We start from the raw sequence: 15,671 nt of genomic DNA on the forward strand, positions 1-15,671 counted from the left end.
CCCGGCGCCCACCCAGAGGAGGAGACGCCATGACCACCGCCACGCTGTCCCCGGACACCGGCGCCGTGCCCCAGGCCCCGGGCCACAACCAGTTTGCCCTGCTCAAGCAGCGCCGCTTCGCGCCCTTCTTCTGGACGCAGTTCCTCGGCGCCGCGAACGACAACCTCTTCAAGTTCGCGTTCACGGTGCTGGTCACCTACCAGCTGCAGATCGGCTGGCTGCCCGCCAGCCTGGCAGGCCTGGTGATCGGCGCGCTCTTCATCCTGCCCTTCCTGCTGTTCTCGGCCACCAGCGGCCAGCTCGCCGACAAGCTGGACAAGCGCTCGCTCATGGTCTTCGTCAAGCGGTTGGAGATCGGCATCATGGCGCTGGCCGCCTGGGGCTTCTTCGGCCAGCACGTCGCCGTGCTGCTGGCCTGCACCTTTCTCATGGGCCTGCACTCCACCCTGTTCGGCCCGGTGAAGTTCGCCTACCTGCCGCAGCACCTGGGCGAGCGCGAGCTCACCGGCGGCAACGGCATGGTGGAGATGGGCACCTTCGTCGCCATCCTGCTCGGCAACGTGGCGGGCGGCCTGATCATCGCCGTGCCCGAGATCGGCGCGCACCACGTGGGCTTCGCCTGCGTGGGCCTGGCGCTGCTGGGGCGCTTCGCCTCGCACCATGTGCCGCCCACGCCGGCCACCGATCCTGCGTTGGTCATCAACTGGAACCCGGTGAGCGAGACCTGGCGCAACCTCAAGCTGGCCCATGGCAACACGGTGGTGTTCCGCTCGGTGCTGGGCATCAGCTGGATGTGGTTCTTCGGCGCCGTCTTCCTCAGCCTGTTCCCCGCCTTCGCGCGCGACGTGCTGCACGGCAACGAGCAGGTGGCCTCGCTGCTGCTGGTGGTGTTCTCGGTCGGCATTGGCGTTGGCTCGCTGCTGTGTGAGGTGCTGTCGCGCCGGCACGTGGAGATCGGCCTGGTGCCACTGGGCGCCATCGGCATGAGCGTGTTCGCCATCGACCTGTACTTCGCCACGCGCGGCCTGCCGCCGGCCGGGGTGATGGCGCTGGGGGCCTTCCTGTCGCAGCCGGCGCACGCGCGCGTGCTGATCGACCTGGCGCTGCTGAGCCTGTTCGCCGGCCTGTACAGCGTGCCCATGTACGCGCTGATCCAGATGCGCAGCCGGCCCACGCACCGCGCGCGCATCATCGCCGCCAACAACATCCTCAATGCGCTGTTCATGATCGCCAGCGCGCTGGTGGCCGGCGCGCTGCTGCAGATGGGGTTCACCATCCCACAGATGTTCCTGGTGGTGGGTCTGGCGAACGCCGTGGTGGCGTTCTACATCTTCATGCTGGTGCCCGAGTACCTGCTGCGTTTCGTGGCCTGGGTGGCCTCGCGCCTGGTCTACCGCTTCCAGGTGAGTGGCGACGAGAGCATCCCCACCGAAGGCGCGGCGGTGCTGGTGTGCAACCACGTGAGCTTCGTCGACGCGGTGCTGATCATGGCCGCCAGCCCGCGCCCGATCCGCTTCCTCATGGACCACCGCATCTTCCGCCAGCCGCTGCTGGGCGGGCTGTTCCGCCTGGCCAAGGCGATCCCCGTCGCGCCGCAGAGCGAGGACCCCGGTGCCTACGACGCTGCGTTCGAGCGCGCCGCCCAGGCGCTGCGCGAGCGCGAACTGGTGGCGATCTTCCCCGAGGGCGGCATCACGCGCGACGGTCAGCTGCAGGCTTTCCGGGGCGGCGTGATCAAGATCCTGGAGCGCGCCCGCGCGGACGGCCTGGAGGTGCCCGTCATCCCCATGGGCCTGACCAACCTGTGGGGGTCGTTCTTCAGCCGCATCGAGGAGCGCCAGGGCGCGCGCGTGGCCATGGTGCGGCCGTTCCGCCGCGGCCTGTTCAACCGGGTGGGCCTGAACGTGGGCGCGCCGCTGGCCGCGCCGGGCCTCACGCCCGACGGGCTGCGCGAGCGGGTGGCGGCGCTGCTCGCCTGAGGCTCAGGCCTCCAGCGCGGCGAGCAGGGCGTCGGGCTCGACGGGTTTGTGCAGGAGTGGGAAGCCGAGTTCGGAGGCTTCCTGGATGCGCTGGGGGGAGGTGTCGCCGGTGAGGATGTAGGTGGGCACGGGGGCGGGCAGGCAGGCGTGCACGGCGGCGATGGCCTGCACGGCGGTCATGTTGCCGCCGAGGCGGTAGTCGGAGAGCAGCAGGTCGATCTCGTGGGCGTGAGCGATGGCCAGCACGACGGCCTCGTCGGCGGAGTTGGCGCACCAGACCTGGTGGCCCCAGACCTGCAGCAGCTGCTGCATGCCCATGAGGACCTGCTCCTCGTCGTCGATGACGAGCACGCGGCGCGCGCCCGGGGCTGGCGCGGCGGCGGGCCGCCCGCTGCGCTGGGTGGGCTCGGGGGGGGAGGGCGCGTGGGCGTGCGTGGGTGTGTGTGCGGGTGCGTTCGCGTTCGCGTTGGCGTTCGCGTGCGTGTGCGTGTGCGTGTGCGTGTGCGTCGGTGCGCGTGGCACGCTGATGCAAAAGAGCGAGCCGCGCCCGGGGGTGGAGCACACGCGCAGCGGCGCGTCGATGAGGCGGGCCGATCGTTTGACGATGGACAGGCCCAGCCCAAGGCCATGGGACTGGCTGCGCCGCGAGTGGGCGGCATCGATTTGGTAGAACTCCTCAAAGATGGCCTCCAGCTGCTCGGGGGCGATGCCGATGCCCTGGTCCCAGACCTGAATCTCCAGGCGATCGCCGCGCGATCGGGCACCCAGCAGGATGCGCCCGCGCTGGGAGTAGCGGATGGCGTTGGCCATGAGGTTGGAGAGGATGCGGCGCAACACGGTGGCGTCGGTGCGCACCCAGGCCGAGGAGCTGGCCACATGCAGGCGCAGGCCCTTTTCGTGGGCGAGCTCGGCGAACTCCTGGTCGAGTTCGGCGAAGAGCTGGGCCAGGGGCAGGGCGGCGAGCTCGACCTGCACGGCGTTGGCGTCGAGACGGGAGACGTCGAGCAGCATGTTGAGCAGCTGGCCCAGGCCGTCCAGGGAGGACTGCATGCGCCGGCAGATCTGGGTGAGCTCGGAGCTGGGCACGCAGGGGGAGCGGGCCATGGCGCGCAGGGCGGTGAGGAACAGGCCCAGGGCGTGGATGGGCTGGCGCAGGTCGTGGCTGGCGGCGGCCAGGAAGACGGACTTGGCGCGGTCGGCGGCCTCGGCGCGGTCTTTCTGCGAGCGCAGGTCCTCGATGAGGGTGTGGATGCGCGCCTGCGCCTGGCGCCGGTCGCGGATGTCGCGGATGACCGTCATGCGCAGCCGCTCGCCCTTGATTTCCATGGTGCGGCCGATCAGCTCGACCGGGATCGTCTCGCCGTTCGCGTGGTGGATCTCCGACTCGAAGTAGGCGTCCGCCCCGCTGCCGATGGCCACGCGCGAGCGGTCCCGGTGGCGCCTTGGGGTCATCGACACCACCGTGCGCCCGACAAGTTCGGCGTGGGGGTGGCCCGAGAGCTGGCAGGCGGCCGGGTTGGCGTCGGTGATGGTGCCGTCGCGATGGAACAGCACCCCCTCCGCGCTGACCTCGAGGAAGCGCGACAGCCGTTCGCGCGAGGCGCGCAGGGCCCTCTCGGCGCGGTGGCGTTCGGTCACGTCGGTCATCAGCACGAAGGTGCCGCGCAGACGGCCATCGGGCGAGCGGTCGGCGGAGAGGGAGACCTCCAGGACCTCTTCCTCGTCCGCGCGGCGGCGCCGGTGCAGGAAGGTCAGGTCCTGGCCGCTGCGGGCGTACGGCCGGCCCGCCCTGCGCAGCTGAAGGCGTTCGTCGGGCGTGAGCAGGTCGGCCACGGTGCGGCCCAGGATCGAGGTGTCGTCGTGGCCCATCGCGCGCGCGAACCGGTTGTTCGCGAACAGGCAGCGCACCTTGGGCGGGGCGCTGAAGTACGCGAGCTGCATGGGCAGTTGCTCGAACAGTCGGCGGATCCAGCCAGTGAGCGCGTCGTGCGCCTGCCGCTCCACTTCCTGGTCCGTGACCTCGACCAGGTAGCAGCCGTGCGCGCGCTGCACCGGGTCCCACCATCCCGCGCAGCGGTAGTGAGCAACGCCCCGTGCGGGGTGCCACAAGCGCAGGGTCAGGGTGAAGTCGCGCGCGCGTGGCAGGGCCTGCAGCAGGTGCAGCCGGCTGTCGCGATCGAGGCCGTTGCGCCAGTCGCCGCCCCAGGGCGCTTCTTGCATGCACGCCTGCCAGCCGGGCGACGCCGCCAGCACCTCGCCCACCGCCGACAGCAGCGCGCCGATACCGGGCACCAAAGCCCAGGCGGCGGCGCTGTCGGGTGGCATGGGGATGGCAACAGGCGGCAAGGTGCTGAAGCCGGTCAATATAGTTCCCGCGCATTATTGAATCGGGCTGCTCGCGCGCCAAGACTCAAGGGGTCTGATCTGCAAGGAGGATGAGCGTGCACGCAGCCGGTTCCAACCCGCGTTTTTCCCCACCGTCCGGCACGCCACCGCGGGTGGCCGTCTCGCCAGGCGCGCTGCCGGTCGGTGCGGTCCTGAGCCACGTGGCCCGCATGGCCATGGATGCGGCCGACGCCCGCCAGCGCACGGTCGCGGCGGTCGACGCCTGCGCCCGCTTGATCGCCGCGCGCCAGCGCCTGACCCTGGCGCTTGACGGCCAGCAACGCATCGAACAACTCATGCAATTGGCCGATGGACGCGAGCGGGCGCGCCGCCTGCGGCCGGATGAGCGCGAGGCCCTCCAACCGCACCTTGAGGCGGTGTGGGCCCGGGCGGCCCAGGCCTTGAGCGAATGGCGCGACGCGGGCCAGCATTTCACCGGCGTGACCCATCTGTTGCCCACCCAGTTGTCGCACGCGGTGGCGCAGGCCCCCGCGCTGACGGTGCAGGCCTGGCAGGCGCTCATGCAGGCCCAGGTGCGCGAGGCGGGGGGCGGACCTTCCGACGAGGTCGACGTGGCCTTGTGCCGGTACATGGCCGCGCACCGGCGTTGCGAAGAGGCCCAGGCACGGGCCAGCGCCGCGCGCGCGGCGCGCGGCCAGGCCGAATCCGGTTGGCGCATGGGTCGAGGCAGCCTGTCGGGCCTGGCCGGCGCCTGCCTGGCCGAAATGGCGAGCGTGGACACCTGGCTCGCGGCCGAGGCGCGGCGGGCCGCTGCGCGTGGCGCCTTGTGCGCGCTGGCGGGCGGCCTGGTGTGGCAGCTGCCGCTCGAGCGCTGAGGAAAAAGTGGGGTGGGGCATAAAAAAAGCCGTTCACGCCCGAAGGCATGAACGGCTCGGTGCATGGGCCGCCGGCCGAATCAATGCACCGCGGTGGCAAACCCTTCAACCGTCGCGGGCGTGCGGAACCACAGGCCCGCGAAGCCGCTGTAGCGCGTCAGGTTGCTGAGCCGGATGCGCTTGTCGATCTTTTTCTCGAAGTACGGCAGGCGGTTCAGCATCTGGATCACGTTCGGCTCCCAGCGCAGCACCTTGATGAAGGCGGCATAGATCTCCATGCCCGCGGGGCTGAAGCCCACGGGGCGCACGCTGACCCGCACGAGCTCGGGTGTCAGACCCAGGACCTGGAACCACTCGTTGATGAGGGTCTCATAGTCGGCGGCGATGGTGGTGGGCATGATTGCCGAGTCGATGTCCGAGTCCATCTGCTCGTCGCTTATCCGGGTCGTGCTCCGGATGCCGAGTCGCTGCATCACGCCGTTGGCCAGTACTTGTCTCATGGTTCCACCTCGTTGGTGAGTGAGCGTTCGTGCGCCGGTCGGAGGGAGGCTGCACGCACGTTCAACATGGACTTCAGTATCCGGACGCGGGGCGTCTGTCTCAATAATGCGCGAGCACTATTTTGATTTTTCGCTCGTGAACACGGGTCCCGACGACCCGGTTTCCCTCTGAGAACGAGGGCGCGAATGCTCAGAGGTTGGAGCCGACGTCGGGGGCTTCCATGAGCCCCGACTGCATCGCGTAGGCCGCGATCTCGGCGCCGTTGTGCAGGCCCAGCTTGAGCATCACGTTCTGCCGGTGCTTGCGCGCCGTGAGCACGCTGATGTGCAGCGCGTCGGCGATTTCCTGGTTGGTGCCGCCGCGCGCGATCATGCGCACGATCTGCTGCTCGCGCTGCGTGAGTGTCTGCGGCAGGCCCTGAGCGTTGGGCCGCTTGTTGGCGGAGCTGTCCAGACCCTTCGCCACCTGAGGGCTGATGTAGCGCCGACCCTCCATGACGGCGCGGATCGCGTCGAGCAGTTCGGCGCCCTGCTCGTGCTTCAGCACGAAGCCGTTGACCCCGGCACCGAAGGCATTGGCCACCGACCCCGGGTAGACGTTGCCCGTGACGACCAGGATGCGCAGGTTGGGGGCCACGCGCCGCACGCGCCGTGCCACCTCGACGCCCGAACTGTCCGACAGGGCCAGGTCGAGCAGCAGCAGGTCGGGCTTGTGGAACTGCACCAGCAGTTCGACATCGCTGCCCTTGGCCGTTTCGGCCACCAGATCAAAGTCGCCAGCGGACTGCAGCAGCATGCCGATGCCTTGGCGAACGAGTGCGTGGTCTTCAGCAACAACAACCCGGACCATGAGAACCTCTTGAGATGAACAGTTAAAACCCCGTCGAGAATAATCAATTGGTCAACAGATTGCAGCGGCGTTTACTCCATAAGCATCAATTTTTTTGAGCTGCCGGGGCCGTGCGGCCAAAAAAAACCCACCGTTGCGGTGGGCCAGATTACGCGGTTTGCGCGAATTCAGAAAGGGATGTCGTCGTCCATGTCGTCGAAGCCCGTGGGCTGGCGCGCCGGCGCCGGCGCGGGGCGGGGCGACGGGGCCGGGCGGCCAGCGGGCGCCGCCGCTCGGGGCGCCGCTGCGGCGCGCGGTGGGGCGCCGCCGTCGTCGCCGCCACCCATGCCTTCACGGCCGCCGAGCAGTTGCATCTCGGTTGCGATGATGTCCACGGTGTTGCGCTCGACGCCGCCCTGGTCGGTGTACTTGCCGTACTTCAGGCGCCCTTCGACGTACAGCGGGCGGCCCTTCTTGACGTACTCGCCCGCGATTTCGGCGAGGCGGTCGTAGAAGGTCACGCGGTGCCACTGCGTCTCTTCCACGGTCTCGCCGGTGTTGCGGTCCTTGCGGCGGCTGGAGGTGGCGATGCTCACGTTGGCCACGGCCTGGCCGGAGGGCAGGTAGCGGATCTCGGCGTCGCGGCCGCAGTTGCCCACGAGGATGACTTTGTTGACGGATGCCATGGGAATTCCTTGCGTGTCGGTTGGGGCCGCGTGTGGCACACGGCCGGCCGCAGGATTGTGCCGCATGCACCCGGGCGCGCCGGTGCGATTTGCCGCGAAGGGAATAATCGGCCTTCATGAGACAGCGCGAGCCCGACTTCTTCCAGAACCTGCAGGATGAATTTTCCGATCTGAGGGCCTGGGTCGATCGCAGCGTGGTGCTCGCCTATGCCGTGGTCGCCGGGCTGTTCGTGGTGGCGTTCACCTGGCTGAGCGAGGCGGCTTTCGAGCTGTTCAAGCACCTGCACGGGCGCGCGCCGTGGGCCGTGCTGGTGTGGACGCCTTGCCTCACGGCCCTCATCGTGTGGTGCACGCGCCGCTTCGCGCCGGGCGCGGGCGGCTCGGGCATCCCGCAGGTCATGGCGGCCCTGGACCCCGGCATCACGCCCGGCATGCGGGCGGGCCTGGTGTCGCTGAGGCTGACCTTCGCCAAGATCGTGCTGGGTGTCGCGGGGCTGCTGGCGGGCTTGTCGGCGGGGCGGGAAGGGCCCTCGGTGCAGGTGGCCGCCGGCGTCATGCACGATGCGCGCCGGTGGCTGCGCCCCGGGTCGGCGATGGGGGAGCACGCTTTGCTGGTGGCCGGCGGTGCCGCCGGCATGGCCGCCGCATTCAACGCGCCGCTGGCCGGCGTCGTCTTCGCGATCGAAGAGCTGTCGAAGAAGATGGAGTCGCGCAACAACGGGCTCATCATCGCCGCCATCGTGGTGGCGGGTCTGGTGGCGATCTCGGTGTTCGGCAACCTCACCTACTTCGGCTCGATCGAAGTGCCGCGCCTGAGCTGGCAAGCCTTCTGGCCGGGCCTGCTGGTGGCGCTGGTGTGCGGCGTGCTCGGCGGCCTGTTCAGCCGCTTGCTGGCCGCGTCGCTGCAAGGCCTGCCCGACCGCGTCAGCGCCTACCGGCGGCGCTATCCGGTGCGATTCGCCGCGGTGGCCGGCATGGGGGTGGCGGTCATCGGGCTCGTCACCGGCGGCGCCACGTTCGGCGCGGGCGCCGAACAGGTCCGGCTCATGCTCGCTGGCGAGGCCGAGACCTCGCCCTTGTACGTGCTGCTCAAGCTGGTCGCAACCTGGCTGACCTCGTGGAGCGGCGTGCCCGGAGGCATCTTCGCTCCCTCCTTGTCCATCGGCGGCGGCATTGGTCATGACATCGCCATGCTGCTGGGCGGCGACAACGCCCGCCTGCTGGCACCCAGTCTGATCGCGCTGGGCATGGCGGGTTTCCTGGCCGCCACCACGCAGGCCCCGCTCACGTCCTTCATCATCGTGATGGAGATGATCAACGGCCGCTCCATGGTGCTGAGCCTGATGGCGTCGGCCATGCTCGCCAGTCTGGTCGCGCGCCTGATCAGCCGGCCGCTGTACTCCGCGCTGGCCGGGATGATGGTGCGCAAGCTGCGCCCGCGCGCGGCAACCACCGCGGCGCCGGACTCGGATCTGCCCAGCGAGCCGGCCAGGCAGCCGGAGCCCGACGCGCAGCGGTCGGACACTGCCCCGCCCCACGCCGAGCCGGCGGCCGAAGCGACCGCTCCGCCGCAAGCCGACCCCCAGCTGGACCCGGACACCGACCGCCCGCCCGAAGCGGAGCCCCCCAGCGAGCCCGGCCCCTTGCCCGCGCCGCCGCGCTGATCAGTGCGCGGCCGCGCTGGGGCGCATACCCCAGGCGATCAGCAGCCAGAGGGCGAGGATCGCGGCGCTGGCGCCGAAGACGCCCGGCGCGCCCCACGCGCGCGACACCAGGCCCCCCAGCGAGCCGCCGACGAAGATGCCGAGCGACATCAGCGTGTTGAAGACCCCCAGCGCGGTGCCCCGCTGATGGGGCTTGGCCAGCCGGGAGGCCAGGCTGGGTTGGCTGGCCTCCTGGGTGTTGAAGCCCACGAAGTACAGGCACAGCAGCACCCCCAGCAGCGGCAGGCTGGGCTGGTGGAGCTGGGCGAGAAACCCCAGCTGCACCACGCCGAGCAAGGCGATGGTGCCGAGGTAGACGGCGCGGAAATGGCCGCGCCGCTCCAGCCGGAACAGGAAGCCGCCGACGATCAGCAGCGAGACCACCAGCGCCGGCAGATAGGCCTGCCAATGCCGCGCCGTGTCCAGCCCGGCCTGCACCAGCAGGGCCGGTACGGACAGCCAGGTCATGATCTGCGCCGCGTGCAGGGCGAACACCCCGGCATTCACGCGCAGCAGATCGCGTTGGCCCAGCACCTCGCGCAGGCTGGCGCGCGGCGCGTGCGCCTGCCGGGCCGGCTCGGGCGGCACCACCCAGGCCACCACCGCCATGGCCGCCAGGCTCAGCGCCAGCGTGATCAGGAACAGGCCCGACAAGCCGACATGCGGCACCAGCGCCGGCGCGGCCACCAGGGACAGCGCGAACATCAGCGCGATGCTGATGCCCACCAGCGCCATGGCCTTGGTGCGCACGCTGTCGCGCGTGAGGTCGGCGAGCAAGGCGGTGACGGCCGCGGAAATGGCGCCCGCGCCTTGCAGCGCGCGGGCCGCCAGCAGCCAGTGCACCGACGGCGCCCAGGCCGCGAGCGCGCTGCCGGCGGCGAAGACCGCCAGGCCCAGCAGGATCACCGGCTTGCGGCCGAAGCGGTCCGAGGCCATGCCCAGCGGCACCTGCAGGAAGGCCTGGGTGAGGCCGTACATGCCCATGGCCAGGCCGATCAGGGCCGGGTCGTCGCCGCCGGGGTAGCGCCGCGCTTCCAGCGCGAACACCGGCAGCACGATGAACAGGCCCAGCATGCGCAGGGCGTAGATGGCGGCCAGCGCCGCACTCGCGCGGCGTTCGCCGGACGTCATGCGGTGCTGATCGACAGGCGGGGCGGAGGGGGAGGGGGCGGTGCGCGAAGCGGTCAAGGCGGACAAGGGGGTCGACAGGCCAACCCTGCATTGTCCGTGATCGGCGCGGGCAGGTCGGCGGCCGGCCGGATTCGGCCCCGCGCGCCGGCGCCGGTTCAGGCCGCCGCCGCTTCCACGGCCCGGGCGGGTTCGTCGAACACCTCGCAGCCCTGCGCGCGCAGCCAGGCCTGCTGCTCGGCGCCGAGGATGCCGCTGAGGACGAGCCGCGCCGCCGCCGGTTCGGCGCGCAGCCGCGCGATGCCTGCCTGCAGCAGCGGCCACACGCCCGGCGCCTGGGCCGCGGCCGCGAGGAACACGGCGAGCGCGCGGTACTGGCCGCAGGTGGCGGCGTCGTGCAGCGACTGCACCAGCACGGCCGGCTGCGCGAAGACCTGCCCGGTCACGTCGATCGGGTTCAGCGTGGACGCGAAGGGGATGGCCTGCTTCAGCCGCTGCGCCGCCGCGTCGGGCAGCGGCGGCAGGCGCAGGCCCAGCTCCTCGGCGCGGTCCGCCATCATGATGCCCACCCCGCCCGAGACGCTGAACAGGGCGATGGCCTGACCGGCCGCGGGGGCGGCCACCGCGCCGGGCCGCGCCGCGTCGCCGAACAGCTCGCCGATGCGCGAGACCTGGCGCGCGCCGCAGGCCTCGAACAGGTTCCGGTAGACCTCGGCATCGCCGGTGTCGCTGCCCGTGTGCAGCTGGGCGGCGCGGGCGCCGGCCGGCGTGTGGCCCACCTTGACCGCCGTCACCGGCTTGCCCGCCGCGCGTGCGGCCAGCAGGGCCTCGCGCAACCGGCCCAGGTCGCGCGCCCCTTCCAGGTACACCAGGATGGCGTGGCAGCGCGGCTCGCGCACCAGCCAGTCGATCGCGTCGGCCGCTTGCACGCCGGCTTCGTTGCCGGTGGTGATCCAGTGGCCGATGGCCACGCCGGCCCGCCGCGCGAGCGTGTAGGCGTAGCCGCCGAAGGCGCCGCTCTGGCTGACCAGGGCCACAGAACCGCTGGCAGGCGCGTCGTCCAGCACGACGGGCGAGAAGGTGGCGAACAGGCGCTCGTGGAAATTCATGGCGCCCAGGCAGTTCGGGCCCAGCAGGGCGATGCCCGCGTCGCGCGCCCGCTCGCCCAGGCGCCGCTGCTGGCGCGCCCCGTCCGTCGACACCTCGGCGAAGCCGGAGCTGAAGACGATCGCCGCGCGCGCGCCCGTGCGCACCAGCTGGTCCATGGCATCGTCGCAGGCCGAGGCGGGCACCGCGACGAGGACCAGGTCCACCGGCGCGCCGATCGCATCGAGCGAGGCGTAGGCGCGTTGGCCTTGGATCTCCGGGGCCGTGCGGTGCACCGGGTAGATCGCGCCCGTGTAGCCGTGCCGCAGCAGCAGCCGGATCGGCATGCCGCCGACCTTGTTGGGCTCGGTGGAGGCGCCGATGATGGCGATGGAGCGCGGCGCCAGCAGCGCGCGCAGATCAGGCCGTGAGGCGCTCAAGGCGGCTCCAGGCCCGCTCCATGCCATCCACCAGGCCGGCCATCTGCTCGGCCACGGTGGTCTCGCCCCGGATGGCGAACACGCTTTGGCCAGCGGCTTCGTAGATCAGGCGCGGATCGCCGTGCTCGTGCATGGAGGCGAAGACGTCGCCGGTCAGCACCTGCTGCAGCGGCATGTCCAGCGGCCGCGGCGCGCCGGGTTGCTGCCAGGCGTCGATCCATTCGCTGCGCACCACGCGGCAGGGCTTGCCGCTGTGCGCGCGCGTGATCAGGGTGTCCTCGCTCGCGCTGTCCACGAGCCGCTGCAGCAGCGCCGCCGGCGTGTGGTTCTCGCGCGCCGCCATCCAGAGCGTGCCCAGCCAGGCGCCCTGCGCGCCCATGGCGATGGTGCCCAGCACCTGTTCGCCGGTGCCGATGCCGCCGGCGGCCAGCACCGGCCGGCCCTCGGCCACGGCGATGACCTGCGGCAGCAGCGACAGGGTGCCGACAGGGCCCGTGTGGCCGCCGGCGTCGTAGCCCTGGGCCACCAGCACCTCGACACCCATCTCCATGGCCTTGCGCGCGTGGCGCACCGAACCCACCAGCGAGAAGGTGAGCTTGCCGCGCGCCTTGGCCCGTTCGATGAGGTCGGCGCGCAGGCCGATGGCGGTGGCCACGCCGCGGCAGTTGGACGCCAGCACGGCCTCGATCTGTTCGTTGAACAGCGCCTCGGATCGCACCTGCGTGGTGAAGAAGCTGGGCTTCACCGGCGGCTTCACGTCGAAGCGTTCGCGCAGCCCCTGCACGAAGTCCCGGTGCTCGGCCGGCAACGCCCCGCGCAGCTCGTCGATGGTGGCGGCCTGCGGCACGCGGCTGGGCAGCATGAGGTCGATGCCGTAGGGCATGTCGCCCATGCGCCGCTGCACGTCTTGCAGGATGTGCGGGATCTCGTGCGGCAGCTCGCGCGCCAGGCCGAGCACCGGGAAGCCCCCGGCCTGGGCGATGGCCACCACGACGTCGACGGAGTGCGAGAAGCCGAAGATCGGGTGGCGAACGCCCAGGCGCTCGCAGATCGGGGTGCGCAGCGCCATCACTGGGGTTCGATGCCGGCTTGCTTGATGACGCGGCCCCAGCGGGTGAACTCGCTGCTCACGAGGGCGTCGAAGTCGGGGCCGCTCTGCGGCGCGAACTCCATGCCCATGCCTTCGAACTTGGCCTTCATGTCGGGCATGGCCAGCACGGCCGCCACGTCGGCGGACAGCTTGCGCATGACGGGCTCGGGCACCTTGGCCGGGGCCACCAGGCCGAACCAGGTGCCGACGTCGTAGTTTGGCAGCTTGGCGGCCTCGGCCACGGTGGGCAGGTCGGGCGCGGCGCTGGCGTGCTTCGCGGTGGTCACCGCCAGGGCGCGCAGCTTGCCCGCCTTCACGTGCTGCATGGCCAGCGCCGCCGTCAGCGGCATCATGTTCACGCGGCCCGCGAGCAGGTCGTTCAAAGCGTCGGGCTGGCCCTTGTACGGCACATGGGTCAGCTTGATGCCGGCCTCCTGCGCGAGCAGCTCGCCGGCCAGGTGGTTGGAGGTGCCGATGCCGGCGGTGGAATAGGTCACCGGCGCGCTGCTTTTCTTGGCCAGGTCGATCAGTTCCGGCAAGGTGTTCGCCGCCACGCTCGGGTGCACCACGATGATGTTGGGCACCACCCCGATGCCGGCCACAGAGCGGAAGTCGCGCACCGGGTTCCAGGTGACGTTCTTCTGCAGGCTGGGGATCACGGCGTAGCCCGGGCTGACCAGCAGCAGGGTGTAGCCGTCCGGGTTCGACTTGGCCACGAAGTCGGTGCCGATGGAGCCGCCCGCGCCGGTCTTGTTCTCCACGATCACGGGCTGCGGGTAGCGCGCGGACAGCTTGTCCGCGATGGCGCGCGCGATCGAGTCCACGATGCCGCCGGCCGAGAAGGGCACGATGATGCGCACCGGCTTGTTGGGGAAGCCGTCCTGGGCGAAGGACGGTGCGGTGGCCAAGGCCAATGCGCTGGCGGCGCTGGCCAGCAGGGTGCGGCGGCTGAGGGTCATGTTTGTCTCCTGGTTGTGGTGGGGTCAATCGGTCGCGGCCATGGCCATGGTCCGCTTGGCGATATTGGTCAGGTGGATCTGGCTCGTGCCTTCGTACAGCCGGAACAGGCGCACGTCGCGGTAGAAGCGCTCCGCCACGTTGTCGTTGATGTAGCCCTGGCCGCCGAACACCTGCACGGCCCGGTCGGCGACGCGGCCGCACATCTCGCTGGCGAACAGCTTGCACATCGAGGCTTCCATGGTCACGTCGAGGCCGTCGTCGCGTTTGCGCGCGGTCTCCAGCAGCAGGGCGCGCGCGGCGTGCACCTCGGTGTTGCTCTGCGCGATCATTTGCTGCACCAGCTGGAACTCGGCGATGGCCTGGCCGAACTGGCGGCGGCTGGCCGCGCGCGCGACCATCTCGTCGACCAGGCGGATGGCCGGTCCGATGCACAGGCCCGCCAGGTTGATGCGCTGCTTGTTCAGGGCGCGCATCGCGGTGCGGAAACCCTGCCCTTCCATCTCGGGGCCGCCGACGATGGCGCTGGCCGGCACGCGCACCCGCTCCAGCACCACCTCGCCCACGGGCGAGCCGTGCTGGCCCATCTTGCGGTAGGCCTCGGGCGTCGACAGGCCCGGCGCGCCGCGCTCGACCAGGAAGGCGGTGATGCCGCGGGCACCCTTGCCCTGCGGGTCGGTGCGCGCGAACACGGTGAACAGGTTGGCCAGGGGCGCGTTGGTGATGAAGCACTTGCGCCCCGTGATCAGGTAGTCGCCGCCATCGCGCATGGCCACGGTCTTCTGCGCGGTCGCGTCCGATCCCGCCTCGGGCTCGGTGAGGGCGAAGCAGCCGGTCAGCTGCCCGCTGGCGAGCCGCGGCAGGTACTGGCGCCGCTGTTCTTCGGTGCCGTCCACCACCAGTGACTCGGAGGCGATGCCGGTGTTGCCGCCGAAGCGGGCGCGAAAGGCGGTCGCGCACTGCGAGACCTCGATGTTGACCAGCGACAGCTCCTCGCTCGTGAGGCCGGCGCCGCCATAGGCCTCGGGGATGCTGTGGCCGAACAGCCCGAGGGCGCGCATGCGCTCCACCAGCGGCTCGGGGATGCGGTCCTCGCGGTCAACGTCCGCTTCGGCGGGGATGCACTCGTCGCGCACGAAGCGACGGACTTCGGCGAGCAGCGTCGAAAAGGCGTCGGGGTCTCGGATCATGGGGGCGGGTTCTCAGTTGGTGGCGCGAACGCCGTAGGCGAGCTCGATCTGGCGCACCGCTTCCAGCAGCAGGGGCGCCACCTCGCGCGAGAGCTTGTCCTTGGGCAGGCTGTAGCCGATGAGCGTGCAGTTCATGGCCACCGGCTGCTCGCGCGCGGGCAGGCGGATGGGCGCGGCGATGGCGTGGACGTCCTTGCGCCAGTCGCCGCGCGAGTGGCAGAAGCCGTGGGCGGCGAACAGCTTCTGGTCGGCCTCCCAGGCGGCGCGGTGCTTGTCGTACATCTCGCGGTCGTGCACCTTGAGGTAGTTCAGGATCGCGGTCTGCTCCGGCTTGGGCAGGCTCTGGATGAGCGCGCGGCCCATGGCCGAGGCCAGCAGCGGGCGGGTGCTGCCGATGTCGGGCCAGTGGTAGTTGGCCTTGTCGGCGCGCACGGCATCCAGGTACACGACGTCGGCGCGGTCGCGCATGCCCAGGTTCACCGAACAGCCGGTCGCGCGCGCCAGCTGCTCCATGAAGGGCCGCGCCACCTGGCGCACCTGGGCGCCGGCGAGCACGGGATGGCTCAGGGACAGCACGCCGCTGCCCAGCCGGTACTTCTGCAGCGCGGGATCGCGCGTGAGGTAGCCCAGCAGCGTGAGCGTGTAGGTGAGCCGCGAGACCGTGGGTTTGGGCAGGCCGGTGCGCTCGGCGATCTCGCGGTTGCCCAGCACCGGATCCGCCACCGTGAAGGCGCGCAGCACGTTGAGTCCACGCGCCAGGTTCATGGAGAACTGGCGGTCCTCCGCGAGGTCGTGGGGATCGACGAGACCGGGGAGCGTGATCGAGGTCATGCGGCGTTTCGCTTGCTTGGGGGCCATGATG

At 70.9% G+C, this 15,671-nt stretch carries 13 protein-coding genes; 3 read left to right on the forward strand and 10 right to left on the reverse strand.

What is annotated here, in order from left to right:
• The first annotated feature begins 29 nt into the window (after positions 1 to 29).
• Positions 30 to 1,979, forward strand: coding sequence for an MFS transporter (locus tag BHU06_RS12145; protein WP_070399442.1), 1,950 nt, complete (start codon positions 30 to 32; stop codon positions 1,977 to 1,979).
• A gap of 3 nt (positions 1,980 to 1,982) precedes the next feature.
• Here BHU06_RS12145 and BHU06_RS12150 read toward each other — a convergent pair whose 3' ends face one another.
• Positions 1,983 to 4,304, reverse strand: coding sequence for a PAS domain S-box protein (locus BHU06_RS12150; RefSeq protein ID WP_070399443.1), 2,322 nt, complete (start codon positions 4,302 to 4,304; stop codon positions 1,983 to 1,985).
• Between the two features lie 116 nt (positions 4,305 to 4,420).
• Between BHU06_RS12150 and BHU06_RS12155 the strand changes: the two genes are divergently transcribed.
• Positions 4,421 to 5,200, forward strand: coding sequence for a hypothetical protein (locus tag BHU06_RS12155; RefSeq protein ID WP_139147058.1), 780 nt, complete (start codon positions 4,421 to 4,423; stop codon positions 5,198 to 5,200).
• Positions 5,201 to 5,280: 80 nt separating this feature from the next.
• Here the strand turns inward: BHU06_RS12155 and BHU06_RS12160 are convergent, their stop codons facing one another.
• The 3 genes from BHU06_RS12160 to ssb form a co-directional block, all read right to left on the reverse strand.
• Positions 5,281 to 5,700, reverse strand: coding sequence for a hypothetical protein (locus tag BHU06_RS12160; protein WP_139147059.1), 420 nt, complete (start codon positions 5,698 to 5,700; stop codon positions 5,281 to 5,283).
• Positions 5,701 to 5,890: 190 nt separating this feature from the next.
• Positions 5,891 to 6,550: a response regulator transcription factor gene (locus BHU06_RS12165; protein ID WP_070399446.1), complete on the reverse strand. Its 660-nt coding sequence runs from the start codon at positions 6,548 to 6,550 to the stop codon at positions 5,891 to 5,893.
• 167 nt (positions 6,551 to 6,717) lie between these two features.
• On the reverse strand, positions 6,718 to 7,215 hold the full coding sequence (ssb, locus tag BHU06_RS12170) for a single-stranded DNA-binding protein (RefSeq protein ID WP_070399447.1): 498 nt from the start codon (positions 7,213 to 7,215) through the stop codon (positions 6,718 to 6,720).
• A 116-nt stretch (positions 7,216 to 7,331) separates the two neighbouring features.
• Here ssb and BHU06_RS12175 point away from each other — a divergent pair, with 116 nt between their 5' ends.
• Positions 7,332 to 8,879: a chloride channel protein gene (locus tag BHU06_RS12175; RefSeq protein ID WP_254668162.1), complete on the forward strand. Its 1,548-nt coding sequence runs from the start codon at positions 7,332 to 7,334 to the stop codon at positions 8,877 to 8,879.
• Here the strand turns inward: BHU06_RS12175 and BHU06_RS12180 are convergent, their stop codons facing one another.
• The 6 genes from BHU06_RS12180 to BHU06_RS12205 form a co-directional block, all read right to left on the reverse strand.
• Positions 8,880 to 10,049, reverse strand: a complete 1,170-nt coding sequence (locus tag BHU06_RS12180; protein WP_070399448.1) for an MFS transporter — start codon at positions 10,047 to 10,049, stop codon at positions 8,880 to 8,882.
• Positions 10,050 to 10,204: 155 nt separating this feature from the next.
• Positions 10,205 to 11,572, reverse strand: a complete 1,368-nt coding sequence (locus BHU06_RS12185) for a CoA-binding protein (protein ID WP_070399449.1) — start codon at positions 11,570 to 11,572, stop codon at positions 10,205 to 10,207.
• On the reverse strand, positions 11,553 to 12,641 hold the full coding sequence (locus BHU06_RS12190; RefSeq protein ID WP_239478181.1) for a nitronate monooxygenase family protein: 1,089 nt from the start codon (positions 12,639 to 12,641) through the stop codon (positions 11,553 to 11,555). The genes BHU06_RS12185 and BHU06_RS12190 overlap by 20 nt, the downstream gene beginning before the upstream one ends.
• The gene (locus BHU06_RS12195) at positions 12,641 to 13,621 is read right to left on the reverse strand and encodes a tripartite tricarboxylate transporter substrate binding protein (RefSeq protein WP_070399451.1); all 981 of its coding nucleotides are present in this window, start codon (positions 13,619 to 13,621) and stop codon (positions 12,641 to 12,643) included. The genes BHU06_RS12190 and BHU06_RS12195 overlap by 1 nt, the downstream gene beginning before the upstream one ends.
• Positions 13,622 to 13,645: 24 nt before the next feature.
• Positions 13,646 to 14,809, reverse strand: coding sequence for an acyl-CoA dehydrogenase family protein (locus tag BHU06_RS12200; RefSeq protein WP_070399452.1), 1,164 nt, complete (start codon positions 14,807 to 14,809; stop codon positions 13,646 to 13,648).
• 12 nt (positions 14,810 to 14,821) lie between these two features.
• A complete protein-coding gene (locus BHU06_RS12205; protein ID WP_070399453.1) occupies positions 14,822 to 15,640 on the reverse strand; it encodes an IclR family transcriptional regulator in 819 nt (272 codons plus the stop codon).
• Positions 15,641 to 15,671: the final 31 nt, after the last annotated feature.

Origin of the sequence: Hydrogenophaga sp. PML113, from assembly GCF_001777155.1 — a bacterium.
Classification (GTDB): Bacteria; Pseudomonadota; Gammaproteobacteria; order Burkholderiales; family Burkholderiaceae_C; genus Hydrogenophaga; species Hydrogenophaga borbori.